This window comes from Acinetobacter sp. YH16056_T (assembly GCF_024605895.1).
Lineage (GTDB): Bacteria > Pseudomonadota > Gammaproteobacteria > Pseudomonadales > Moraxellaceae > Acinetobacter > Acinetobacter amyesii.
In genome coordinates this window covers 959,605-984,977 of sequence record NZ_CP094545.1, presented here as the reverse complement: position 1 = coordinate 984,977, position 25,373 = coordinate 959,605, and the positions used below count along the sequence as shown (strand labels likewise).

Genomic DNA, 25,373 nt, shown 5'->3' with positions numbered 1-25,373 from the left:
ATTATGGAAAACTTACAGCATCAAAGCGTTCAAACTGAACGCCGTGTAATGTCGCGTATCGATGCTGCTTTGCGCATCAACTATCAGATTATCTCTGATGATGTTGCACTGAATGATCCTTACGATCCTAATTTTGTATTGCCGCGCTATTTTCTACTACTTGCTGAATTAGATCAATTTGATCATGCACTCAACTACGAATTAGAACAATTAGCTGAGAAAGATCAACAAATTGCTCGAATCTTATCCTTATTTAACCAAAAGTTAAACCTTATTACGGGTTCTTTATACGACGCAATTGTACAAAGCATGTTACCAGTGCCTGAGCATGTGAATTTTTCAGAGACTGGTTTGAGCTTTTTTAGCGAACGCGCGATTAAAGAAGGTACTTATATCCATGTGACCTTAAGCCACCCTGAAAATTTCTTCCATATTGCGGCAACTGCGCAAGTGGTTTATAGCCGTGAAGAAGAAAGCAACTTATACCGTACGGGTGCCTATTTTATCACACTGCTCCCTCAAGACCGCGTCAAACTTGCAGAGTGTATCGCACTGACCCAAAACAAAGAGTGATTTTTAATCAATGTTTTAATTTGTGGGCGAGCTCTCTGTTCGCCCGAAAATCTTTATAAAAATAAACAAACAAGCCTGATAATAGAATCACGGCACCAAGTAAAACCATCAATGATAATTTTTCATCATTCAGTAAAGCACCAAAGAGCATAGCAAGCATGGGTGTGAGTACCGTTGTTAAAGACAAAGTTGTCGCCTTGATGTTTTGTACCAGTTTGAAATAACAAAACATTGCAATCAATGAAGCCATAATCACTGCATAAAATAAGCCAATGAGTGCTTTGGTCGAAGGCATCTGTGTAGGTGTATACTGCCAAATAAACGGTAGCATTGCAGCAGAAAATAGTGCTGAGATAAGAATCGAACCCGTGGCTTGAGACATGGGCTGCAATGGCGCATTGACTTTTTTCACCCAAAAAATCGACATACAGTAGACGAATACGCTCATTAACATTAAGACGATGCCAACAGGCTGTACGTGCTGATCACTGCCGCCTAAGCAAATAATGGCTAAACCACAGACGGCAATCAACATCCCAATCCATTGCAAGCGATGCAGATAGGTATGAAAGAAGAAACGACCGATCAGACCCGTCATAATTGGCGCTAAACCAAACATCAGGGCAATAATGCCTGAGCTGAGATAGGCAGTTGCCATATAGGTAAAAATCTGAGAACCAATAAAACTAAACGCCCCCGCCAAATAACTGTGCAGCGAGGTTTTATCCATCGGCAGTTTATGTTTAAAAATAAACAATAATGCGACAGCCAAGGGTAATGCGATAAAAAAGCGTAATGTCAGTGCCCAAAACGCATTGATATCACTGACACTCCAAACGATGGCAAGTGGCGTGGTCGACCAAATAAAGACCAACAACGCATAGGTGGTCGCTAGATTTGTTTTAGATGGCATGGTTTTTACTTCTGCGCCGTTTTTCGTTTTTGCTTTTGAATGGTTTGATCTAAGCTACTGGAAAATTCGCGCTTATCACGTTCAGAAATCGGGGCTGGACCACCAGTTTGTACACCTGCGCCCCGTAAAGTATCCATAAAGTCGCGTAAATGTAGACGAGCCTTGACATTTGCTGTGGTATAAATCTCACCGCGTGGATGTATCGCTATACCGCCCCGTTCAATCACTTCAGCAGCAAGTGGAATATCCTGTGTCATCACGATGTCGTGCTCTTTCATGCGCTGAATAATTTCTTTATCCGCGGCATCCGCCCCGCTCATGACTTGAATCGAGTTAATCCGCACCGAAGGCGTTATCCCAACATTTTGATTGGCGACAAAAGTGACTTCTAACTGGTAACGATCAGAAGCCCGAATAATTACATCACGTAAAATGCGTGGTAACGCATCTGCATCCACCCATAATTTAAATGGCAGCACTGATTTTCCATTCACTTTTAAACATGACTCATAGTAACAAATCTACATGACAATTTGGGGATCTGCATCCGCTGAATGGATCTACATTTCTCTAATCATGAGAATCGAAAAGCTGCAAATTGACTCCAACTTGGGCTTATTTTCCAATGCTTTTACATTTAAATCCTACTGAAAACATTTTTTATGCATGATTTCATGATAAATATGACGTCGGTGACTTGAAAATTTCAAATAACCCTCGATTTATTAATTATGAAACCAACCCAATATCAATTGTGCATATGAAAAAACAAAATAGCCCTGAAATTATCACTATTGAAGATCAAACTTTTGGTAGTCATGTTGAACATTGGAATTTGCTTACAGGCAACCCGACAACGGATGTACCAGTTTGGCTGGGTCAGGCATTGGATGCACCCATTATGCCGATGGGCTTATGCGCACAAGAATCTGATATGGATCAAAGTACCTGGCTGATTCAAGGTCCATCACAAGCGTCGATTCAACTGTGCCAAGTGATTGCGGTAGAAAATAATAAACCTAAAGCCGTTAAAACTGCATTTCCAAGTTTTGATAGCCCATATAAAACCAAAGCCACCATTGAACGTATTATTACCTGTAAATCCAATACGCAAGCTGTGCTTTGCCTCGACTTAGGCGCAAATACCAGTGTGTATGCTTTTGATAGTTTATATAGCGTCAATCACGACCAATATGAAAAAGATGCAAGCTACAGTGTGCAACTCAATGCTTGGGCCTATGAACTTGAAGCTGTCGCTGAACATGAACAGCTCGTCGTTGACGATCCTGCATCGATAAAACATCATCGTGCTTTAAACGATATCTTGACAGCAAATAATGGTGTTGCCCCTGCAGACTTACACGAACAGATTAAAGCGTGGCAACCGAAGTCTGAAGATGACAAAGCACCAGTCACCGTCGATTTTTCTAAAATGGTTGCATACCTATATGGTGAAAATCTTGGCCAAGAAGACGAAGCTTGGTTCCAAGGGCATATTGTTGGCAAAACTGCCATGCAATTTAAAGAGCAAGACTATACGCTGTATGATGTGACCTTAATCCACGAAGAAAACCAAGAAGCGGTGATTGTTCGTGTTGCAACACGAAATCCGGCGCATAAAGATTTCAATGTTGGGCAATATATTCGTGGCAATCTGTGGATACAAGCCAATATTTACGCGAAATCTGCCTAATTGGAATTCAAATCTAAGAAGAAAAAAACCACCAAAATATGGTGGTTTTTTTATTACTTAAATTAGTATTTAACGTCAAACACTAAACTTCTTTCATAAATCAATACTTAATTCACAAAAATATTCCCTCTCCTTTTCAAGGATGAGCATAATTACGCGCAAGAAGGAGAGGATTTATATGAAAAATTTCCCTCATCTTAGAGGAAGAAGGGCTTTCAGTATTAATCTTGCTACGAATTAATGATCATTTTTTTGACTTATGAAAGCTATCTACTAGCGTGGACTAATTTCATCGAGTACACGCATGATTTCAGCTTTGGTTTTAAAGAAGCGACTAAATAAACTCGAAACTGAACCAATCATCGTGATGTGCCCAACACGTGGGATTTGAATCAACTGACTGTGGTTGCCTGAGGCTTTTAATCGACGATCTAAATCTTCACTATTGCTATAGCCAACGATATTGTCTTTATCCGCAGTAAATAGATAATGCTTCACTTGATTGTGCTCAACAAAATAATACGGCATCACTTGTTGATACGGTACATTTTGATCAAAGGCATCTGCACAAATCGGATCACCTTTATAATCAAAATGATATGGCCCTGCCAATCCCACAATTGCACGAATATTCTCTTTCACTTGTAGCTGATAAGGCGTCGGATGATACAGTGCAGACATGACATTAAATGCCCCTGCCGAATGTCCCATTAACACCACATTTTCCACTTCAATCTGCAACTTATGCTGAGACTGCGTCAAATAGTTTAATGCAAGGCTAAGATCATCAATTGAAGCCGGAAAAATATACTCAGGTGCGAGATGGTAATTGATGACAGCAACATCGAAGCCTTCTTTTGCAAAAGCCTCACCAATGAATCCATAGTCCTTTTTGTCACCATGCATCCACGCACCACCATGTACAAAAACGATGAGTGGACGTTGCGGACGAGGTGCTGACGTGCGATACAAATCTAGGCGATGGCGCGCTTTAAGACCATAAGGGATATTGTTTTGAACATGATATCCTTGTTTGGGTGTCAGTCGATTTAAAGCATAACTGCCAAAATCATATAACCGAAAATTTCGGTATAAAGATTTAGCCAAATCCATTTTTTGCTGAAGCCGCAGAGACCATTGATTCATATTTTACAGCATCATTTCCGACATTTTATTGAGCATTTGGATCGACAGCATCCGGATCTATCGCTACAGGCGTTTGTACTTCAGGTTGCACATTGCCTACAGCAGGTGTGGTGTAACTTGAGTTAATTGAACGTGCCTGTGGATTTGGGTTCTGATCAATATTATCGATTAAAGTGACAATTCGCGTTACATTACCCACTTGTTGCAAGATTTGATTTAAGTCTGTGATTTCCGCACTGTTTAAACGGCCCATCACATAAAGAACAGCATCTTCAGTATGAATGTGTACTTTGCTGTCAGATACCACAGGCGCTTTCATAATCAAACCACGGGTATTCGCAGTAACCGCAGTATCTTGCATGATGGTGCTATAGCTGATCTGATTACCCACTGTAATATAGTTATGTACAGTTTTGACATCACTCATTGAACGGACATTTTCTTCTGCCAATTCTTTTAAATGATTATCTGGCACTTGCCCAGTCAATAAGACATTGCCATGAAAACTTTCAATATTGACACGTGACTGTTTAAAACGAGTATCTAATTTATATAAGTTAATTTTTGCTGTTCGAACAATGGAAGAGTCAATAAAAACTTGTCCCAATGAGCGTGCGCCGCTTTCAGTTCCTACAGGTGCTGATCCTGTTCCATTCGAAATAAAACTCGCACAGCCAGATAAACTTGCGACACAAAGCATCGTTATTCCAATACGCTTAACCACTCAGCACGACTCCTCAAATTTCCACACGTATTTTTCTATGCGTTTACACAGTTTGTTTTATCAAAGATTAATCAACTCTTGATCAAAAGTAAAAGCATTTTCAATCCATTGCTGATGATACGGGTATTTAGAAAAGTCTTGCTGTAGTGTTTTTGCAAAGTGCTGATAAAAATCAAAACAAATTGCATCAAAGCGACAATAATAATTTTGAAAATGTGACTGTTCATTTAAAAAATGCAACGCAGTCGTCATCATCTTACGTTGTTTGTGAATAGAAATGCTTTCAACGGCTTGAGCATAACGGGTATTCGAACGGGCTTTAACTTCGATAAACACCAATTCTTGACCACGTGTGACGATCAAATCAATTTCACCATAACGACTATGATAATTCTGTTGCACCTGTACATAGCCTTGCTGCTCAACCAAACGCAGCGCTTGCCGTTCTGCCCACTGCCCCAGATTCATCTGTCCCAAATTCATCTGCTCTAAGTTTAGCTGCATCGTTTCATCCCTAAAGTGAGATCGCCACGATGCCTTTTTTACTTCGCTCATAGCAGTGAGGAACACGCTGAATATTATTTTGACTAATTTTGATTAGCCCTGTTCGCCCCTGAAACTCAATGCTTTTTAATTTCGGTTCTTGCAAATATTGTTTTGCGATATGCCATGTGTCTCCGCCAAAAGCTAAAAGACGTTGATATGGCATATCTACTGGGTTTTCCTCATAAGCTCGGATCAGGTCAGGCCAACGCGCGTCATGCAATGCAGGTGCATCACAAAATTTCAGCCCTACAGGAATGGGCTTTGTGGCTTCAATCGCATTGGCAACGGTATATAGTTTTGCTTTAGGTAGTTTTGTTTGACTGTTTATCCATTCATTATTGCCTAACAACAACACCCCTTGATTTTTGTCCAGCTTCGTTGGGAGTTGTTCAACCACTTGTATCGGCACTGAACTTTGACTAATTAAGGACATGAGCAATAATTCATGTTCTGCCTCAGTTGCAGGCTGACGTAACACTAACACTTGCGCTAGTTTGTCTTTTTCGAAGACTTTTTGGAGTGCTAAAGCATCATCACGTTTTGATAGACTGTACTGCCAGACGTTTGGAATTTGGCTCGTCGTTTCATTTAAAGCCAACACGCGGACTTTAGGCTTTGCTTTTACAAGTGCTTCTACATCTTGACGTGCTAAAGGACCAATCACCAATTGAGTTTTTTTATTGACCTGTTGCTTCAATATCGCTGCAATTTGCTTTTGATTTGAATCTACAAACTTAATGGGCACTTTGTAGTCTGACGATTGATATGCGCTATTGAAACCTTGCTTAATACTGGATGCGGCTCGCGCCATAGGGCCAGATTCAGGTAGAATGACCAAGACGTCTGCCTGTGCAGCAGTAAACAGACTGCTTAAAAGGCAAAGACCCAAAATTTTGTTCTTATTATCCAACATGGAGAAACCTATGAGTGCTCAGTTATTTGTTGTTGCAACTCCAATCGGGCACTTAGATGATATTAGTTATCGTGCAATTGAGGTATTGAAGTCGGTTAAAATTATTGCCGCCGAGGATACACGAACTTCCGCACAATTACTTAAACATTTTAGTATCAATACACCTTTAACCGCCTGCCACGACCATAACGAAAGTAACAAAATAGACCAGCTGATTGAACGCCTCGAAAAGGGTGAAAATATGGCGCTAATCAGTGATGCAGGCACGCCATTGATCAGTGATCCTGGCTTTAAATTGGTTCGAGCTGCACAAGAAAAAAATATTCGTGTCATTCCTGTGCCAGGTGCCTGTGCTGCCATTGCTGCTCTCAGTGCTGTCGGCCTACCCAGTGACCGTTTTAGTTTCGAAGGCTTTTTACCTTCTAAACAGTCACAACGTCTTTTAGCATTGGAAAAACTGAAAGACGAAACTCAAACCATGATTATTTATGAAGCGCCGCACCGTATTGTGGATTGCCTAAAAGATATGTCGAATGTCTTTGGTGCAGATCGTCCTGTGGGCTTTGCACGTGAAATTACCAAAACATTTGAAACTATTAAAAAAATGTCTTTGGGTGAATTGGTTCATTTTGTCGAATCTGATCACAATCAGCAAAAAGGCGAAATCGTTTTGGTGATTGGTGGTGCGACCGAAGAAAAAGACCTAGAGCAAGAAAAGTTAGACAAATTGCTAACACGTTTACTTCAAGATTTGTCCGTTAAAGCTGCCTCTCAATTGGCTGCAGATTTAACTGGGATTAAAAAGAAAGTGGCCTATCAACGTGCTTTAGAGTTAACCCAAGCGAACGATTAAGCTTAATTTTTTCTTTTAATTTAAACCGCTTATGGAACCTACGGGTTCCATAAGCTATTCCTTACAATAATTTAAATAGAATGAAAAAAGTTGCTTATAACATGTCCATAAATCTGTCTGTCAAAAAACCGCTGGTGTTCATTCTCTTTAATCTGGTTTGGCTCACGGCCCTTGTACATATTATTTTTACTGGCATTCAACCCTATCCGCACTATATTAGTGGCGAGCAAATGACGGCCGATCATAGCGCGATTGCGATGGTCTGTGGATATTGTTCCCTCTATTTTGTAGTCGGTAATTTACTGAAACTGAGCCAATTTTGGGATAGGCATCGCTATTGGGCTTATGTCGTTTTGAGTGCGGTATTACTTTTTCAATCTTTTGTCGCTGCTGTGGCGGCCATGCATGCACCGCCGTATATTGCTGCATTTATTATTAATTGTATGTTTTTGCTTTTACTGCATTTTGTGTTCTATCCTATTTACGCGATCAGTCGTAAATATATGAAGCCAAAGACGGCTTGAAGCGATTTCACATCTTATTAACGACTTAACTTCTTGAGCAAACATGCTACAGAGTTAAGAACTGAATGACATGCATCCTCGCACAAGCGAATGAAGCAAAAAAAAACACCACATGACGTGGTGTTTTTTCATTTTTAATCTTTTGCCGATTCGTCTGGAGGGACTTCGGTAATACGACCACCACGCGCTAAGAACGCAGCAACTTCATCTTCAAGCGCCTGACGTTGTTTTAGTTTTGCAGTCACTGTTAATGTTTCAGCTTCAGAGGTGTCACCATCAGAGGCAGAATCAGCTGCGTCACCTGCACCTTTTTCAGCTGCTTGTGCTTCATCTTCATCAACTACTGAATCTTCTGGATCATCATAATCGTTCATATCAGTCATTGTGTTCTCCCCGCGAATGACTTCTGTTTGCCAGCGAATGGCTGGTTTTAAATTAACAGAAATTTAGCAATCTCTGAGCATTTCGACTAGTACCCACAATCAAAAAATCGTATCTTTTTTAATCAAAATCGTAACCTTGTTTATACGACTGTCTAAAAAATATCTGACTTTGACCTAAGCTGCGTAGATTGTATCTTTTAAAATACTCAGACCATTGGCTTGAGCCATAAATGCATCTTTAAGAACAGTCTGATTTTCCACTTGTTTTAAACCAAAGTTTCGCGCCCACACCACAGGAGAAAAAGTTGTAGTTTCTAACCAACCAATTGCGGACATACTATGCATCATGGCATCGTTTTGCCCTTTACGGCGGTGCTCATAGCGCTTCAAACTTTGTTCATGTGCCCACACACCCCGTTTTTTATCGGTCAAAAGCACATCGCAAAGTACTGCTGCATCTAAACAGCCAATATTCACGCCTTGTCCTGCAAGCGGATGAATCACATGGGCCGCATCTCCAATCAGCGCCAGACCATCATGAACGTATTGCTGTGCAGCTCGTGCCTTCAATGGAAATTTAGCACGTGGCGTTGCTTCTAAGACCTCGCCGAGCATGTGATGGCTTTCTCGAGTGAGCAACGCAGTAAATTCCACATCGGATAAAGCGACATATTCATCGGCATAATCATCTGGTAAGGTCCACACAATGGATTGCCAATAACCGCTTTCTTCTTTTTTCAGACTCGCCATCGGCAAAAATGCCAAAGGCCCAGTTTCTAAGAAAATTTGACGCGCTACATGCTGATGCGGTTGGGCGGTTTTAATTGCACAGCTCACACCCGCCTGTTTATAGTCCAAGACATCTAGATCGATGAAAGCTTGTTCTCGGACAAATGAGTTTGCACCATCTGCACCAACCACCAGTTTTGTTTTGAGCTGGGTACCATCTGCGAGGTGAATGATCCATACACCAACGCCACGCTCAACTCGACTTACCTTGACTTGGGTTCGGTAGTCTTCGAGTTGTTCTAGCATTTTTTCTTGAATAGCTAAATTCAAAACACTTGGTTCAACCATTGAACCTAAAGCTTGCTCAACTGATGGCGTTTGCTCTGTAGCATGGCCAAAATTGATTTCGCCATAGCCATTTTTATTCCACACCTGCATGCCTGTATAAGGCTGCTGACGAGCAAGCTTTTCCCAAACACCCACGGTCTTGAGTAAATGAATAGTGGCTTGACTGAGCGCCAAAACTCGAGGATTCGCAATACTTTTGGTTTTTTCTGCATCCAATATAGGTGCCGCATCCAATACCGTAGCCTGCACACCGCCCTGCGCCAATAACAATGCCGTTAAACCACCGACCAAGCCACCGCCGACAATCACAGCATCCAGTACATCTGTTTGATTGAAACTCATGCTTTTAGCCCCATTGCATAATTCGCGACCAAAGGCTTGATCCCCGGAATGGTGTCAAAGGCAACTAATCCTGTATTGCGAATGAGTTTTAAAATTGGATTCTGGTTGCTAAAACCACGTACAACTGAATCACAGAATTTAATCACCCGCTGCTGATCGGTCAGGCGCGATTTTTCATAATCCAGCAACATAGCTGCATCACCCAAATCTGCACCTTGGGTACTTTGCTCTGTTAAATAACGGTGCAGTACATAGGCATCACGCATACATAAGTTAAAACCCTGACCCGCCACTGGATGAATGGTATGTGCAGCATTGCCCATCAGCACTACACGGCCGACAGCTTGTTTTTCTGCAAGCACTTGGGATAATGGGAAGCTGAAACGTTTACCCGTTTTTTGGAATTTACCTGCACGGTCGCCATAGGTTTCTTGTAAGGCATCTAAGAAGTGCTGATCATTTTCATCACCCATCCACTCGCCTTCAGTTCCTTTAGGAACAGGCCAAACCACTGAGCGGCGGTATTCACCCGGAAGTGGCAATAGCGCTAACGGGCCAAGTGGACTAAAGCGCTCGAAACCGACATGAGCATGCGGTTTAGAGGTTTGCACCGTAGTGACAATCGCCACTTGGTCATAGTCATGTTCTGATGCGCCAACGCCTAGGGCTTTGCGGCAGAATGAATCACGGCCATCTGCGGCAATCACGATTTTAGATTGTAGTTTGAGCTGTTCTTCAGCACGCTGTGCTTCTATATATGCAAAGTCTGCATCTTGCGTCAGTGAAGTCACTTGTACGCCATCAATTAATTCGATTAATGGTTGTTTTTTGACTTCTGTGAGCAACACACGACCGAGCCATGCATTTTCAATGACTTGTCCAAAGCTTTCGACTTTTTCTTGTTCTGCTTTTAGTCGTGCCTTACCAAAACTGCCTTGCTCTGTAATATTCACCTCTAAAATAGGCGTGGCATGTTCTTGCAAAGCATCCCACAGACCAAGTTCTTGATAAATCTGCACCGTACGGCGTGACAAGGCGCTGTTTCGCGCATCAAAACTAGAGTGATAAGGCGCAAGGTTTGCATCATCATAATTTGGGTATTTAATGGCTTCTAAAAGTTTTACGCCAATTTTGGCTTTGGCCAACATGAGTGCCAGACTTAAACCGACCATACCACCACCGACAATGATGACTTCTTGCTGCATGCTTACTTCCTTTTTTATCAAGTATTCGAATTTAGGAAATTCACTCGAAATACATATAATCTGTAATGGATTTTATCTTACATCAAGGGCATGATTTTTTATAATGAAATACAAATTTGTTGCGGGTATTTGCACTGAATAAATACAAAATAAATCATCTCTCGCCGTAAATATTCATCTCAAAAAATAGCGAATCACTTAAAATCACAATAAAAATGACTGAGCCGATTAAATTTCCGGCTCAACCACAGATCATTTTAATTTCAAGCATCAGCTTCCTCATTCAAATGATTCACATCGCCCTTCATAAAAAGTGCCTTGTTATTCTGCCTAACTGATGTTACGCAGTAACATCAGTAATTTAAATAAGGTGCTTAGGAAGTTAAGCATTAAAATACTGGATTAATTTCTGTAATCGAATTTCTGCATCTTGATTAAAAGCATTCGCCGCTTGGTGATACCAGCGCTTTGCTATCTTTAAGTCTAGATTTACACCATTACCCAGCTCATACATTAAACCAATTTTATAGGGGGCAATTGCACAGCCTTGTTTTGCCGATTGCTTGTACAAGTTCATAGCTAGATTATAATCTTGATCAAGAATTTCGCCCTTTTCATATATTTCAGCAAGGGCCGTTCTTGCGTTTATATTTCCCTTTTCCACTGACTGATTCAGTAGAGCTAAAGCGATATGAACCTCTGTTTTACATGGTTTTTTGAACAACAGCGCTGCTAACTTCAGCATCGCCGCATCATCCCCTTGATCAACCGCTTTTTGATACCATCCTTGTGCTGTTAAATCATTTTTTTCGACGCCGCATCCCATTTCATACATTTCACCCAATTTAATTTGGGCAGCAATATCCCCTCTTGATGCTAAACTTAAATAATCATCATAAGTACGCTGATTGTTATACTTAAACTTTATTTTCTTTACTGGATTATAATCACTATCAAAGATTTCAAAACCGACATAGATTTTAAAGAGTTCAATCAATAACAGCCGAACCAATTGAGTATGATAAATTAAATGATCCTTTTCGCTAAAATAATAATATTGATAATAGCTTTCCAAATCTTCATTGATCTCTTCTTTTAAACTGTTTAAATCAGTCATCCATTTTTTTTGAATTTTGCCATTTTCAACATATTCGTATAAATATCTTGTTGAAAAGTTTAACCATTCTTTTTCAAAATCTTGTATTTGCCCATCCATGTAAAGTTCATCTTCTTCCGCTTGAATGACACATCTAATTTCTGCACCCTCTTTATAAAGCGCATAGCTATAGCTTGAATTTGTGTCTGCAAAATCAAAGAATATCATCCATTTAATCGGTAACCCACTGCTCAGCAAGCTGCTCCATTTTTCAGGTTCAGTAAAAGCAAAATGCGCTAATCCGGCACTATTGATACAAACAACATGATCCGTCAGCCACTCTATATCTAATGCAGATTTTGAGTTTTCTTCAAAATAAACCAGCCAATCATTTACCAGTCTTTCTATATCCTGTTGATTGCCATTAAAGGGAATAACCACCCCAGCTTTTCTAACGCCCATAATTATGATTAAAATAAAAAATTTATACGATTAATTTTAAAAGACTTATATCTAATTTTTGTAAAAACTTAACATCAGAAAATCAACTACATTGCTAATTAACATTGTCTGTATGATTAGTATTTATATGACTGCTTGTAGATAAAAAAAGCCGATCATCTGACCGGCTTTTTTAATTACTATATTAACTTAAGCGGCTTTCGCTTTCGCCATCAGCGCTTCAATCTCTTCTACAGATTTCACCACTGCAGCGGTTAAAACACGTGGACCATTTTGAGTTGCTACAACATCATCTTCAATACGGATGCCAATCCCACGCCATTTTTCATCCACTGTTTCATCATCTGGCGCAATATAAAGACCTGGCTCAACAGTCACAACCATACCTTCTTCATAGGCACGCCATTCACCGTCTTGTTTGTAAGAACCGACGTCATGCACGTCCATACCGAGCCAGTGACCTGTTCCATGCATATAGAACTGGCGGTAACTTTCTTTTGCGATGATTTCGTTAATATCGCCCTGCATGATGCCAAGATCCAGCAAGCCTTGAACTAAAATACGCACTGCAACGTTATGCGGTTCTTTATAAGAGTTGCCGATACGCACAGCATCAATCGCCGCAATTTGCGAATCGAGGACAACATTATAAAGTGCTTTTTGTTCAGGGCTGAATTTACCGTTGACTGGGAAAGTACGGGTAATATCTGAGGCATATAGCTGATATTCACATGCGGCATCAATCAGTACCAAATCACCATCTTTTAATTCTTTATCATTTTCCACATAGTGCAGAATACAGCCATTTTCACCACCACCAACGATGCTGTTATAGGACGGTACACAACCATTTTGACCAAAGACATAATTCAGTTCTGCTTCTAGTGCATATTCCATCATGCCCGGTTTAACCGTTTGCATGGCGCGGGTATGCGCTTCTGCTGAAATATCCGAAGCAATCTGCATCAGTTCGAGTTCATCATCAGACTTATGCAAACGCATTTCATCGATAATGCGATCCAATTGAATGACTTGTGCAGGCGCACTTGCACCCTTACGTGATTCACCGCTTGCAGCTGCAATCCACTGCGCCACACGAGCATCAAAATCTGCTTGCTGCCCAATACGGTAAAATAATTTATCTTTATTTTGTAATTTTTCTAAAATTTCTTCGTCTAATAAATCGATAGCAAAGGCTTCATCCGCGTCATAGTCATCAATCGCACCATCAATACCCGCACGGTAACCATTCCAAATTTCCATTTCACGGTCACGTTCACGGCAGAACAAACTATAGCTATAACCTTCTTCTTCGCTATCAAAGGTTTCAATCACTGCAACCGCTTCAGGTTCAGCAAAACCTGTTAAATAAAAGAAACTACTATCAGCACGGAATTTATAGTCAGCATCTCGGTTTCGCATGGCTTCTTTGCTCGTGGCAATAATTGCGATGCTGCGTAAGCCCATTTCACCTGCAAGGATGTCACGACGTTCCTGAAAATCTGCTTGAGTTAATTTCTTCATTGATATGCTTCTTATACGCTTGGACTATGATTGATTTAATAGGATGATGAACTCCTTAGATAGAGCCCATCATCTATTAATTATTAATGCAAAAAGAATGCCTTAACTTGGACGGTGTGGTGTGAACATTTCAACCACATTGCCCGCTTGAGCCGATGAATTTTTAGCACTCAGCTGTAACAACGGTGTTTCTGAAACATCTACTTTGGTACGTCCCATAGATAGGCTTACTGGGATTAAACGAACAAATTCGTATAATTCCTGATAGCTTTCTTCACCTTCTTCATCATCATCTGAATCTTCAAATTCTACTGAAGCGACATCTTGTAAATGCTCAATCAATTCTTGTTCATTGGTACGCAGATGTCCTGCCGCCAAACCAAAACCAAGAACCACACCTGCACACCAGTCTGCCAAGGCTTGCACACGCTCACCAAGTAAGTGATCATCATCTGGTAATAAAGGAAGATAGTCGAGTTCATCATCTGAAAGAGAATGAGCTACATCTTCTGCTTCTTCAGTTAACAATGCCAATGCATCTTCATCTAATTCAGCAACATCAAGCGTTGCTAAAATTTGTTGCCACTCTTCACGACTCGGTGGTTGTGACACACAAACTATACCGGTGAGTAAACCATGTAACTCACTTGGGCTTGAAATTTCTTCAATTTTAGAAAAATTGTGGGACCAATCTGACCAACCTGAAATATCGTCTTGCATTCGCTTATCCAATCTCTATACTTCGTATATATTACCTTTGTTTGCAAGACTGTGCGACTACGTTATGTTAGAAGAATTACAGCGTCTCCAAGCGCATATTAGCGTTTTAAAAACGCGACTGGCGCAATTTGAAAGCGAAAATGGTGCCTTACAAGATGAGAAAAACTCATCTAATGAGCAGCATCATGCTCAAATTGTACATAAGAACGGCATTATCACCTCGAAACAAGAAGAAATTGAAACACTGAATGAGCAATTAACTGATTCACGTGCTCAACTTCAACAGCTCAATACTGATGCAACTGCTTTGGCTGACCGATACAGCCGCCTCGAAAAAAGCTGTACTGATCTAAAAAATCGTTTTCAGGAAATTTTGGCAGAGCGTAATGAGTTACGTATCGTCAAAGAAAAAATGCAAAATGAACAACGTCATGCTCAGCAAGAAATTCAAGGTTTAAAGCAAGAACGTGAACGTCTGCTTCAAAAAAATGAACATGCCAAAGCCAAAGTTGAAGCGATTATTCAACGTTTAGCCATTTTAGGTACTGCTCAAGATCAACATGCACAAGAAATTCAACAATTGGCGCATCCGACTGAAAGCAATGAGGAAGTTTGATCATGAGTGAACAAATTGCAGTTGATTTAAAAGTTCTAGGTCATAGTTTCCGTTTAGCAACGACCTCTGACCAACAAGCAGATTTAGAACGTGCAGCGCAGCTGCTGAATGACAAATACGATGAATTTCGTCGTAAAGCGCCACGTATGGAACCAAGCAAGTTGATCATTATGGTCGCACTTGAGTTAATGCAAGAAGTCCTGTCGATGAATAAGAGTTTGCAAGAATATGCAAACTGCGAACTTTTGTTGCAAAATATTTTGGAACAAGTGGAAGAATTGACTGATTAATCGGTGGTTTAGTGATTATACTTTGCCCGATTGCTTCATTTTAAACACTTTGTCAGCGTTTGGTGATTTGCCAATAACGCTGAATTCGTTATACTGAGTACATCTCTGAGGTGTTCGCCAGCTAGGTCTAATCCCCTGCCGATACTTAAACTTATGGATGTGTTCTGTATATTCTGAGCGTATGCCCTCCTCGTGTGGGAAACCCAGCGAGTGTACGTCGCGTCCACCTTGAACTCATCGGGTTCAGGGTCACGACATTTGCAGCGGCATCTTCGGAGTGTTTATCTTCCAAGTCATTAAATGAATTTTCAGCATTCAACTCAATTCAAAAATATTCTAAAAAATTCACTATTCTATTTCTGCGCTATTCGACTCCTGTTCTTTTCTTAAAAACTGATGTTACGCACATAAAAGTAATTTCGCATTTTTAAAATAATTTTAAGCCTATTCGACGGAGTCTTACATCTAAGGATTAAATAAAGAGATTAGCCTTCGGCTGGAGATACTTTTGTTTCGGCAAAAGTACCCAAAACCATTGTCATCCGCAAAACTCGTTCACTACCGCCAAATTATTCAAAGCATCACAAAAACATTTTTGATTAGAAGTAGTCCTGTCTTAAACACTTGCGGATGACGTTACCGCGTATCGTTGTTTTATTTGAAGCAAATTGCGCTTTGATGTTACTGCGTAACATCAGTTAAAAATTTTTATTCAAGTTTGTTCACCTTCAAAAGCTGATTTAATCCGCCTTATTCAATTTTTGAGTTGTTCCAATTTAGCTTGCTGCCCATCTAAAAATCGATCCATTTCGGGAAGTATTTGGCGTAAATATTGAATAGATGAAATAGCTTCATCCACGTTCACGACGCCTTTTTCAACCAATCTGTATTGCTGCTCGAGTAAAGCGAGTACTTGATTTTGATTCGGCTGCTGCCCCTGACTCATCTGTGTGTTTATTTGCTGAAATTGTTGAAATACCTGTTCACGTTGCTGTAATAACTGGGTGTGCGTTTCATTATCTTGTCTTTCTTGTTTGGGTTTGGAACTTGAATGCTGTAAAACATTTTCCGTGGTTTGATCTGAATGTGTTTCGGACACTTTTTGTTGATCTAAAGGTAGCTGTTCATGAACCTCCTGCTGCCGTGGTTTTAAAAACTGAATCATCAACCATAAAATTAAACTAAACGTCAAACCTAAAACAATCCATTTTTTATTCATGATGCAGTCTCTAGACACCTTCTGATATTTAAAAAATTCAGAGCCGATTTGACTCTGAATTTACCTTTTTATTTAATTTTATCTAAATTATTAGTTGCCCCATCCTGCTGGCGCATAACCCAAACGAACACGCTGTGGGTGATTGCCAACTGGAACTGTGATGACTTTTTCACCTGTCGCGAAATCAATCACTGTTACTGCATCTGTCGCACTTTCAGAAATTACACAGCGTTTTCCATCTGGGCTTTGCGTTGCCCAATACGGTTTACCTGCAGCAATCAATTTCGCCGCGGTCAAAGTTTTACGATCTACTATAGTGGCATAATCATCCATGGTTCCTGCGACACACAGTTTTTCACCATCACCACTGATTGAAAGCCCATGATGGCGTGAGTCATTCACCCATTTGGTGCGATCTGAGGGAATCGTTGTACTTCCCGGAAGCTGTGCAATGCGCGTGACTTTGTCTTGATTGAGATCATATTCGACCAGACCATTAAAAAATGAGACCTGAGCATAGATTTTGGATTCATCTTTACTAAATACAATCGGTCGAACTGAGTTAGACAGATCTTTTCGTCCCACGGCATCTAAAGCAGGTCTAAAATCGATTTTTTTAAGGACTTTATAATTTTGAGCATCTGCGATCGTGATATAGCGTTTGCCTTTAGTAAAATCTTGCCAAGATGCATCCATGGCTGTTTCGACATTTCCAATGGCTGAATTTAGAATTTTAGTACCGTTGGCAAAATAGATATTTTCATGTGGTTTATCGCCCGTCGCAAAACGTCCTAATTCTTTGCCCGTGTTGATATCGAGTACATGTACAACATTCCCTGAAGATGCTGAAACAGCAACTTGTTGCCCATCGGGTGAAACCGCCATATGGTCTGCTCGAAATCCTTCAACGGGTGTGCGCCAATTGATTTTCCCCGTTGCAATGTTAATCGAGACTACATCTGCATAACTTGGGCGTGATGCAACCACCGATTTGCCATCTGGTGTGGAATACATGTCATCGACCAATTGATCATTTCCCTCTCCTGCCGTATTACGAATATAGCTATAAGCGATTAATTTTACTGGGTTGAGGTAAATTTCAGTGAGGCGTTGTTTTTTGTCGGGCACCATATTGATGACACCAACTTTCTGATAGTTTTTTGCAGGATTGATCACTGTAACCGTACCATCCCAATTATTGCCGACAAAAAAGACTTGCTGGCTATTGGGTGGAACGGGTGCAGTGGTTGTCGCTGCGAAAATAAGTGGCGACACCGTAACTGTCATACAAAGAAGTGTCCTGATCCAGAGATTTTTTTCCATTTTTATTGTCCATTCATTTGTTTTTATGCATACCTTTTGACCAAAGCCATCAGATAAGTGTCGCTTTTTTAGCGCAAAGAAAGCTTATTAAATATACAAGTGTAGATATAGCGTATTTGTTTTAATTCCGATGAGTTGTTGATTAAAGGCGCACAAACCTGCCACTAAAGGCTTCTTCAATAATGTAATACTCTATCTCTGCTCCATTCCACCACTTTTCTTTGCTTCAAATATTTCATTCAAATCTTTTCAATTTCAAAAGCTTATTTAAGAGTTGTCCCAGTTTGGCTTGCTATCTATCCAAAAAAACAATCCAGAATACATTTGCAAGACTCAAGCAGAACTATGAAAAATCAGTTGCCTTAGCTTACATATTTATTTGGCTGTCATTATGAAATATCAACAGAACCTAAATTCAACACGATTTTAAGGCCATAAAAAAACCCAGCTTTCGCTGGGCTTTTTTTCGAATCAGTTCAATGCTTAGTGAGCAGCGAATTGGTTCATTGTGTTTTTCGCATCGTCACCCGCTTTAAGCGCGTTGTCACCAGCGAAGATTTCTTTGTGGTCGTCACCGATGTCAGAACCAGCCATTGCTTGGTGTTTAACACAAGAAATCGTACCGCGGATTTCTTTACGTTGAACGCCAGCTACATAAGCAAGCATACCTTGGTCGCCGAAGTAACCTTGAGCAAGCTCGTGAGTAGAAAGAGCAGCTGTATGGTAAGTCGGAAGTGTGATCAAGTGATGGAACACGCCCGCTTCACGAGAAGCATCAGCTTGGAACGTACGAACTTTTTCGTCAGCTTCAGCAGCTAATTCAGAGTTATCGTATTCAGCGCTCATTAGTTTAGCACGGTCGTAAGCAGAAACGTCTTTACCTTCAGCAACCCAACGGTCGTAAGCTTGTTGACGGAAGTTTAAAGTCCAGTTGAATGAAGGCGAGTTGTTATAAACAAGTTTCGCATTTGGAACTGTTTCTTTAACACGGTTAACCATGTGAGCGATTTCTTCAACGTTTGGAGTCGCAGTTTCGATCCAAAGAAGGTCAGCACCATTTTGAAGGCTAGATACACAGTCAAGTACAACGCGGTCAATTTGCGTGTCTGGACGGAACTGGTACAAGCCAGAAGCAAGACGTTTTGGACGGTGAAGTTTACCGTTACGCTTGATTAGGATTTCGTCTTCTTGAGCTTCTGAAATGTCAATTTCAGTTGTGTCTAAGTAGCTGATGTATTGAGAAGCGATGTCGCCTGGCTCTTTAACCACTGGGATTTTTTGAGTCAAGTCAGCGCCTTCAGAGTCAGTACGAGCAACGATGATACCGTCATCAAGACCCATTTCTAAGAATGCATAGCGAAGAGCGTGGATTTTCGCGATGAAGTCTTCGTGTGGAACTGTAACTTTACCAGCTTGGTGACCACATTGTTTAGCGTCAGATACTTGGTTTTCGATTTGAAGTGCACAAGCACCCGCTTCGATCATTTTCTTAGCTAGTAAGTAAGTCGCTTCTTCGTTACCGAAACCAGCGTCGATGTCAGCAATAATTGGCACAACGTGAGTTTGGAAACCGTCGATTTGAGCAGTGATTTCAGCAGCTTTAGCAGTATCACCAGCTTCGTTTGCTTTTTTAAGCGCACGGAACAAGTCGTTTAATTCTTTCGCGTCAGCTTGACGTAGGAAAGTGTAGATTTCTTCGATCAATGCAGGTACTGAAGTTTTTTCGTGCATAGATTGGTCAGGAAGTGGACCGAATTCTGAACGAAGAGCTGCAACCATCCAACCTGAAAGGTAGATATAGCGACGTTCAGTTGTACCGAAGTATTTTTTGTTCGCAATCATTTTTTGTTGTGCGATGAAACCGTGCCAGCAACCTAATGATTGAGTGTATTTGCTAGAATCAGCATCATAAGCAGCCATATCACGACGCATAATAGCAGCTGTATATTTCGCAATGTCTAAACCAGTTTTGAAACGGTTTTGCATTTGCATACGTGCAGCATCTTCTGGGCTAATATCGCGCCAAGTGCTTCCGAATTTTGCTTTTAATTCACGGATTGCATCAATCGCTGTTAAGTATGTAGACATGATATGTTCCTGTAATAATATTAGGATTTTTCTGCAACGTAAGGCTAAAATCATACCCTCGAATGATTGTTCAGATTTAGAACATTTCGTTGCGATAGACACAGAGTAGATTGACTAAAAAAATTAATCCAATATTCTGCATTAATTTTCAGTATTTATTTAAAAAATATGTAGATTAAAGTCGTATTATAATAATTAACCAATATTTTTAAGTATTTGTATTTAAATTATTTTATTAATAAATTTGGCTGATTTTTTTGTCTATTTTACAAACACTCTGATGAATTATTCTTCATTAGACTTAAGTCGACTGAGCATTCACTTTTAAAAAAAACAGCATTTTTTACGCCTTTTTTGCCCAAACTTACCAAACTAAATGCATGATTATTCCGTCCTCAAATGATCATGTAAATGAGATATTTCATCTTACTTTTGAGTTTTATGAACATCACTTCGCATAATCAAAATTGCTCCGTATTTTTATATATTTATTTAAAAATATCATTCTAAACAGGTAATAAGTGTTTAAGAAATATGTGCTGTCGCTTCAGCAAATTTGTCTTAAAACTGCCGAATTTTAGTACAATAGTACACGTCATTTTTTCATCCATTTTTTACACAAGCCTTAGTAGTTATGGCATAATCAGATAAATTTCATGATTTTATTGTCGGTATTTATTTTATGAATCTGGAGCGGGTCGATCTCAATCTATTAATTTATCTTGATGTACTACTTCGTGAAAAAAATGTGACTCGTGCTGCCGAGCAACTGGGTGTAACTCAGCCTGCGATGAGTAATATTTTACGTCGTTTACGCAACTTATTTAATGATCCACTTCTTATTCGTTCTTCAGAAGGTATGACACCTACAGAACGTGCGCTTGAATTACAGCCACGTATCCGTGATGCTCTCTCTGACCTTTCGATGATTTTGGAACCCCGTACCGAGTTCCGACCTTACACTTCAAATCGTGTCTTCCGCATCATGACGTCAGATTATGCTGAAGCAACACTAGTGCCGCGCCTAGTAAAAGCTTTGCGCTCAGAAGCACCCAATGTGGTTCTGGATTTTTTAACGCCTAGTGATGTGTCTTATCGAGATATGGAACAAGGTAAAGTCGACTTGGCGATTAACCGCTTTAATGAAATTCCGCAAAGTTTCCACCAAGTTTTGGTCTGGCGTGACAGTTTTTCATGCCTTTTAAATGCCAAGCACCCTGCTGCAAATAATTTAAACCTGAAAAGCTATCTAGATGCACAACACATTTGGGTATCTAAAACAGGTATGGGTGTCGGTTTTGGTGTCAATCCTGAAAAACAAGCGGGTCTAGGTTGGATTGATCAAGCCTTAGAACGTATTGGCCAAAAACGTAAAATTTCAGTTTTCACCCGTCATTATCAAATGCCAGGCTTATTGGCCTCGAATGTTGACTTGGTTGCGACTCTGCCAAGCCGTATTGCTCGCCTTCAAGCCAAAAGTCAAAACCTGTTACTTCGCGATCCACCATTCTATATTCCTGAATTTGAATTAAAAATGGCGTGGTGTCCTTTACTTCATCATCACCCTGCTCATCGCTGGTTGCGTCAACTTATTTTGTATGTTGCACGTCAAATGATTGAAGAAGAAAACCGCGAATACTTAATGAATAACTCTCAGTTTTCACAGTATCAGTAATTAGTTCTTTAATTCCTTATTAATTCAAACGTATACTGTCACTATATAGGTAGTAGTTAAGACTACTACCTTGCCCATTTTTGTGTTAGAAATACAGAAAAATAGAATGAATCACAAACAGGTGTATTCGTGAGCCTTTTCCAAAATATTGTCATTATTATTCTCCTGATCGTCGGTGCGGGTTTTCTATCCTTAACAGAAATTGCCCTTGCGGGTGCACGAAAAGTAAAGCTTAAAATTTTGGCTGAATCTGGAGATTCACGTGCACAACGTGTGCTTGACTTACAAGCCAACTCAGCAGACTTTTTCGCCGCATCACAAATTGGCTTAAATGCCGTGGCAATTCTTGGCGGTATTTTGGGTGAAGGTGCATTTCGTCCTTATTTCATAACCTTAGTGACCCGTTTTTATCAGGGCCCGTGGACTGAAACCATAGGATTCACCCTGTCGTTTACTTTAGTCACCTCCTTATTCATTCTATTTGCTGATTTGATGCCAAAACGTTTGGCGATGATCGCACCTGAAAAAATCGCCGTTGCTGTTGTAGACCCGATTCAAATCTTCATTAAAGTGTGTAAACCAATGGCATGGGTGATTAATGCCATTGCCAATTTGTTGTTTCGTTTATTCAAAGTGAATACAACACGTGATGACAATATTACCTTTGACGATATTTCAGCCGTGATGGATGCCGGTGCTCAAGCTGGTGTACTACAAAAGCAAGAACACCACTTTATTGAAAACGTATTTGAACTGGAAGAACGTAATGTCCCTTCAAGTATGACTACACGTGAAAATGTGGTGTACTTTACCCTAAAAGAATCAGAAGCCAGTATTCGTCAAAAACTCGCAGAATTTCCGTATTCGAAGTTTTTGGTCTGTAGTGAAAATATTGATGACGTGATTGGTTATGTAGATGCCAAAGATATTTTGGTTCGTATCTTGAACAATCAGTCACTTTTACAACTCAACGAAAATACCATTCGTAATGTCCTCACGATTCCAGATACTTTAACACTGTCCGAATTACTCGATCGTTTCCGTTCAACCAAAGAAAAATTTGCCGTAGTAATTAACGAATATGCGTTGGTTGTCGGCGTTATTACCCTCTCCGACATTATGATTACCGTGATGGGCGACTGGGTAACACCGATTGAAGCAGAACAACAAATTATTAAACGTGATGCGGATTCTTGGCTTATCGATGGCAGTACACCAATCGAAGATTTAAAGCATGCCCTCGCTTTAGATGAAATGCCCGATGAAGAAAACTATGAAACCCTTGCGGGCTTTATGATGTTTAAACTGCGTAAAATTCCACGCCCAGCGGACTTTGTCACCTATCATGGCTACAAATTTGAAGTTGTGGATGTAGACCACTTTAAAATTGACCAATTATTAGTGACCCGCTTACAACAGGCTGAAACTGAACTAGATACACCAGAAGAATCGGATTAATTCGATTCTTTTTTTTCTAAAACAATAAAATATAAATACGATGGAATACGAAGATGTCTTTTTCACTTAAAGCGATTTTGACTTGCTTTAGTTTTTATACTGGGGCTTATCTGATCTATTATTTTTTTAAAGCTCATCCACAACCTTTATTTCTATTGCTCGGTGTTACACTGATCGCCACTGCGTGGTTTTTAACGCCTTATCCTTATGAACGTGGCAGACAACAATATGACGAAACCATGCGTTTTGGTCTGTTTTTTTATAATCCCTTAATATTTTGGTTCCGATTTTTTAGTTGGCCGATTCGGACGCTACTGTCTATTTTTGCATAAGCGTACTTGTTGTGATCAAACTGTATCTGCACAGCACTTACAGTTCTCTACTGATGTTGAATATATGTAAACAGACCACATTTTTTGAATAAAAATTAAAATAAATCGAAAAATCTCCCTTCCTTAATACCTTCATTATTAATGACTATTTTTCATTAAAATAGTGATGTATTTCACATTTTCTCACCTTTGTTTTGACTGATGAAATTTATCTTTATGCTCTGCCCTTGGATTTAAAAACAGCTTTATATTTCAAAGGAATGAACCATGTTAACCGTACTCGGTTTGGGCATGATCTTGTGCTTTATGTATTTGATCATGTCGAAACGCTTAAGCCCACTTGTTGCACTGACTTTAATTCCCCTACTTTTTGCCTTGATTGCGTGGTTACTTGGTTTTTATTTTGACAGCTTGTCACACATACAAATAAATGAAATTGGCGACATGATGATTGAAGGTGTAAAAAACTTGCACCGACTGGCATCATGCTGCTTTTTGCGATTCTGTATTTTGCCATCATGATTGATACAGGTTTGTTCGACCCTTAGGTGAAATTTATTTTAAAAATGGTCAAAGGTGATCCCTTAAAAGTCGTTCTTGGAACCATTACCCTGACGTTAATTGTCTCTTTGGATGGAGATGGTTCTACAACATATATGATCTGTGTTGCTGCCATGCTGCCACTCTATAAGCGCTTAGGTATGAGCCCATTGATTATGGCATGTTTGATTATGCTCTCTAGCGGCATTATGAACCTTACGCCATGGGGTGGGCCTACAGCCCGCGCCGCCAGCGCACTTCATGTCGACCCAAGTGATGTATTTGTCCCGATGGTTTTACCGATGTTATTTGCCATCGGCTGGTTGTACTTCTTAGGAACGATGTATGGTCGCATGGAAAGAAAGCGTCTAGGAATTGTCCAATTGGATATCAGCCATGGTGAAAACATTCAAATCTCAGATAATCCAGAAGCCAACCGCGCAGATCTACGTTGGTTTAATGCACTGTTAACCGTCGTTCTGATGATTTGTCTGGTTTTTAGTATTTTACCTATGCCTATTTTATTCATGGTGGCTTTATGTATTGCGCTAGTCGTCAACTACAAAAATGTCGACTTGCAGAAAAAGTTAATCGCACATCATGCAGGTAGTGCTTTAAACGTGGTCGGCATCATTTTTGCTGCAGGTATTTTTACCGGAATTTTAGCTGGAACAGGCATGGTAGAAGCCATGTCCAAACAACTTGTGGCAATTATCCCTGAAAGTATGGGTCCCTATTTAGCACCGATTACCGCTGTCATCAGTATGCCGATGACTTTCTTTATGTCGAATGATGCTTTCTATTTTGGGGTTTTGCCAATTCTTTCAGATGCAGCAGCTCATTATGGAATTGCACCTGTAGAAATGGCACGTGCCTCCATCGTAGGGCAACCTGTACACCTACTCTCTCCACTTGTCCCTTCGACCTATTTACTCTGTGGACTTGCGGGTATCGAGTTTGGACAACATCAGAAATTTACCATTATCTGGGCTGTAATCACGTGTTTTGTCATGTTAGCAGCAGGTCTGATCTTTGGAATGTTTCCCTTTTATTCGAGCTTAACTTAAAATTTTAAAGATAAAAAAGCACCATCAGGTGCTTTTTTATGCTTAACAATACTGAACTAGCCAGTGTTTTA

At 40.1% G+C, this 25,373-nt stretch carries 24 protein-coding genes, 1 other RNA gene and 2 pseudogenes; 12 read left to right on the top strand and 15 right to left on the bottom strand.

Going from position 1 to position 25,373, the window contains the following annotated elements; genetic code table 11:
- Positions 1-3 precede the first annotated feature (3 nt).
- A complete protein-coding gene (locus tag MST17_RS04875; protein WP_078192054.1) occupies positions 4-573 on the top strand; it encodes a PilZ domain-containing protein in 570 nt (189 codons plus the stop codon).
- Between the two features lie 7 nt (positions 574-580).
- Here the strand turns inward: MST17_RS04875 and MST17_RS04870 are convergent, their stop codons facing one another.
- Together MST17_RS04870 and MST17_RS04865 are read right to left on the bottom strand one after the other, a co-directional pair.
- Positions 581-1,486, bottom strand: a complete 906-nt coding sequence (locus MST17_RS04870; RefSeq protein ID WP_180026965.1) for a DMT family transporter — start codon at positions 1,484-1,486, stop codon at positions 581-583.
- 5 nt (positions 1,487-1,491) lie between these two features.
- Entirely contained in the window at positions 1,492-1,980 is a 489-nt protein-coding gene (locus MST17_RS04865; protein ID WP_372491130.1) for a YaiI/YqxD family protein, read from the bottom strand.
- Between the two features lie 266 nt (positions 1,981-2,246).
- Here MST17_RS04865 and MST17_RS04860 point away from each other — a divergent pair, with 266 nt between their 5' ends.
- A complete protein-coding gene (locus tag MST17_RS04860) occupies positions 2,247-3,179 on the top strand; it encodes a hypothetical protein (protein ID WP_168378073.1) in 933 nt (310 codons plus the stop codon).
- 273 nt (positions 3,180-3,452) lie between these two features.
- Here the strand turns inward: MST17_RS04860 and MST17_RS04855 are convergent, their stop codons facing one another.
- Genes MST17_RS04855 through MST17_RS04840 form a run of 4 tightly spaced genes read right to left on the bottom strand, consistent with a single transcriptional unit; the run spans position 3,453 to position 6,508 of the window.
- Entirely contained in the window at positions 3,453-4,325 is an 873-nt protein-coding gene (locus MST17_RS04855; protein WP_180026966.1) for an alpha/beta hydrolase, read from the bottom strand.
- A 25-nt stretch (positions 4,326-4,350) separates the two neighbouring features.
- Positions 4,351-5,049, bottom strand: coding sequence for a BON domain-containing protein (locus tag MST17_RS04850; protein WP_180026967.1), 699 nt, complete (start codon positions 5,047-5,049; stop codon positions 4,351-4,353).
- Positions 5,050-5,109: 60 nt separating this feature from the next.
- Positions 5,110-5,517 carry a YraN family protein gene (locus tag MST17_RS04845; RefSeq protein WP_180026975.1) on the bottom strand — a complete coding sequence of 136 codons (408 nt, stop codon included), beginning with the start codon at positions 5,515-5,517 and terminating at the stop codon, positions 5,110-5,112.
- Between the two features lie 46 nt (positions 5,518-5,563).
- The gene (locus tag MST17_RS04840) at positions 5,564-6,508 is read right to left on the bottom strand and encodes a penicillin-binding protein activator (RefSeq protein ID WP_180004163.1); all 945 of its coding nucleotides are present in this window, start codon (positions 6,506-6,508) and stop codon (positions 5,564-5,566) included.
- Between the two features lie 10 nt (positions 6,509-6,518).
- Here MST17_RS04840 and rsmI point away from each other — a divergent pair, with 10 nt between their 5' ends.
- Complete coding sequence (rsmI, locus tag MST17_RS04835) at positions 6,519-7,361, top strand: 16S rRNA (cytidine(1402)-2'-O)-methyltransferase (RefSeq protein ID WP_078189168.1); 843 nt, start codon at positions 6,519-6,521, stop codon at positions 7,359-7,361.
- Positions 7,362-7,462: 101 nt separating this feature from the next.
- Entirely contained in the window at positions 7,463-7,885 is a 423-nt protein-coding gene (locus tag MST17_RS04830) for a hypothetical protein (RefSeq protein WP_180008940.1), read from the top strand.
- Positions 7,886-8,019: 134 nt separating this feature from the next.
- Here MST17_RS04830 and MST17_RS04825 read toward each other — a convergent pair whose 3' ends face one another.
- The 6 genes from MST17_RS04825 to MST17_RS04800 all read right to left on the bottom strand — a co-directional run bounded on the left by MST17_RS04825 (position 8,020) and on the right by MST17_RS04800 (position 14,694).
- Entirely contained in the window at positions 8,020-8,268 is a 249-nt protein-coding gene (locus MST17_RS04825) for a hypothetical protein (protein WP_078189169.1), read from the bottom strand.
- A 174-nt stretch (positions 8,269-8,442) separates the two neighbouring features.
- Entirely contained in the window at positions 8,443-9,687 is a 1,245-nt protein-coding gene (locus MST17_RS04820) for an FAD-dependent monooxygenase (protein WP_180008938.1), read from the bottom strand.
- Positions 9,684-10,892, bottom strand: a complete 1,209-nt coding sequence (gene ubiH, locus MST17_RS04815) for a 2-octaprenyl-6-methoxyphenyl hydroxylase (protein WP_180008936.1) — start codon at positions 10,890-10,892, stop codon at positions 9,684-9,686. The genes MST17_RS04820 and ubiH overlap by 4 nt, the downstream gene beginning before the upstream one ends.
- 382 nt (positions 10,893-11,274) lie before the next feature.
- Positions 11,275-12,450, bottom strand: a complete 1,176-nt coding sequence (locus MST17_RS04810; RefSeq protein ID WP_180026968.1) for a tetratricopeptide repeat protein — start codon at positions 12,448-12,450, stop codon at positions 11,275-11,277.
- 189 nt (positions 12,451-12,639) lie between these two features.
- Entirely contained in the window at positions 12,640-13,974 is a 1,335-nt protein-coding gene (gene pepP, locus MST17_RS04805; protein WP_180021935.1) for a Xaa-Pro aminopeptidase, read from the bottom strand.
- Between the two features lie 102 nt (positions 13,975-14,076).
- Positions 14,077-14,694 (bottom strand): UPF0149 family protein, encoded by a 618-nt coding sequence (locus MST17_RS04800; RefSeq protein ID WP_168378081.1) that lies wholly within the window; start codon positions 14,692-14,694, stop codon positions 14,077-14,079.
- A gap of 64 nt (positions 14,695-14,758) precedes the next feature.
- Here MST17_RS04800 and MST17_RS04795 point away from each other — a divergent pair, with 64 nt between their 5' ends.
- The 3 genes from MST17_RS04795 to ssrS all read left to right on the top strand — a co-directional run bounded on the left by MST17_RS04795 (position 14,759) and on the right by ssrS (position 15,882).
- Positions 14,759-15,310 (top strand): hypothetical protein, encoded by a 552-nt coding sequence (locus MST17_RS04795; protein ID WP_078189180.1) that lies wholly within the window; start codon positions 14,759-14,761, stop codon positions 15,308-15,310.
- A gap of 2 nt (positions 15,311-15,312) precedes the next feature.
- Entirely contained in the window at positions 15,313-15,600 is a 288-nt protein-coding gene (locus tag MST17_RS04790) for a cell division protein ZapA (protein ID WP_168378082.1), read from the top strand.
- 99 nt (positions 15,601-15,699) lie between these two features.
- A non-coding RNA gene (ssrS, locus tag MST17_RS04785) (6S RNA) lies at positions 15,700-15,882 on the top strand.
- Between the two features lie 472 nt (positions 15,883-16,354).
- Here ssrS and MST17_RS04780 read toward each other — a convergent pair.
- Together MST17_RS04780 and MST17_RS04775 are read right to left on the bottom strand one after the other, a co-directional pair.
- Complete coding sequence (locus MST17_RS04780; RefSeq protein ID WP_168378083.1) at positions 16,355-16,819, bottom strand: hypothetical protein; 465 nt, start codon at positions 16,817-16,819, stop codon at positions 16,355-16,357.
- 90 nt (positions 16,820-16,909) lie between these two features.
- Positions 16,910-18,106 carry a YncE family protein gene (locus tag MST17_RS04775; protein ID WP_257221007.1) on the bottom strand — a complete coding sequence of 399 codons (1,197 nt, stop codon included), beginning with the start codon at positions 18,104-18,106 and terminating at the stop codon, positions 16,910-16,912.
- A 329-nt stretch (positions 18,107-18,435) separates the two neighbouring features.
- Between MST17_RS04775 and MST17_RS17180 the strand changes: the two are divergent.
- Positions 18,436-18,537: pseudogene (locus MST17_RS17180) on the top strand (IS5/IS1182 family transposase); the annotation flags it as partial.
- Positions 18,538-18,625: 88 nt separating this feature from the next.
- On the opposite strand, the gene MST17_RS04770 reads toward MST17_RS17180, so the two are convergent.
- On the bottom strand, positions 18,626-20,230 hold the full coding sequence (locus MST17_RS04770) for an isocitrate lyase (protein ID WP_168378085.1): 1,605 nt from the start codon (positions 20,228-20,230) through the stop codon (positions 18,626-18,628).
- 682 nt (positions 20,231-20,912) lie between these two features.
- Between MST17_RS04770 and MST17_RS04765 the strand changes: the two genes are divergently transcribed.
- The 4 genes and pseudogenes from MST17_RS04765 to MST17_RS04750 all read left to right on the top strand — a co-directional run bounded on the left by MST17_RS04765 (position 20,913) and on the right by MST17_RS04750 (position 25,302).
- Positions 20,913-21,905 carry a LysR family transcriptional regulator gene (locus MST17_RS04765; protein WP_078191331.1) on the top strand — a complete coding sequence of 331 codons (993 nt, stop codon included), beginning with the start codon at positions 20,913-20,915 and terminating at the stop codon, positions 21,903-21,905.
- Positions 21,906-22,034: 129 nt separating this feature from the next.
- On the top strand, positions 22,035-23,363 hold the full coding sequence (locus MST17_RS04760; RefSeq protein WP_078191332.1) for a hemolysin family protein: 1,329 nt from the start codon (positions 22,035-22,037) through the stop codon (positions 23,361-23,363).
- Positions 23,364-23,416: 53 nt separating this feature from the next.
- The gene (locus tag MST17_RS04755) at positions 23,417-23,695 is read left to right on the top strand and encodes a hypothetical protein (RefSeq protein WP_180026970.1); all 279 of its coding nucleotides are present in this window, start codon (positions 23,417-23,419) and stop codon (positions 23,693-23,695) included.
- A gap of 267 nt (positions 23,696-23,962) precedes the next feature.
- Positions 23,963-25,302: pseudogene (locus MST17_RS04750) on the top strand (CitMHS family transporter).
- Positions 25,303-25,373: the final 71 nt, after the last annotated feature.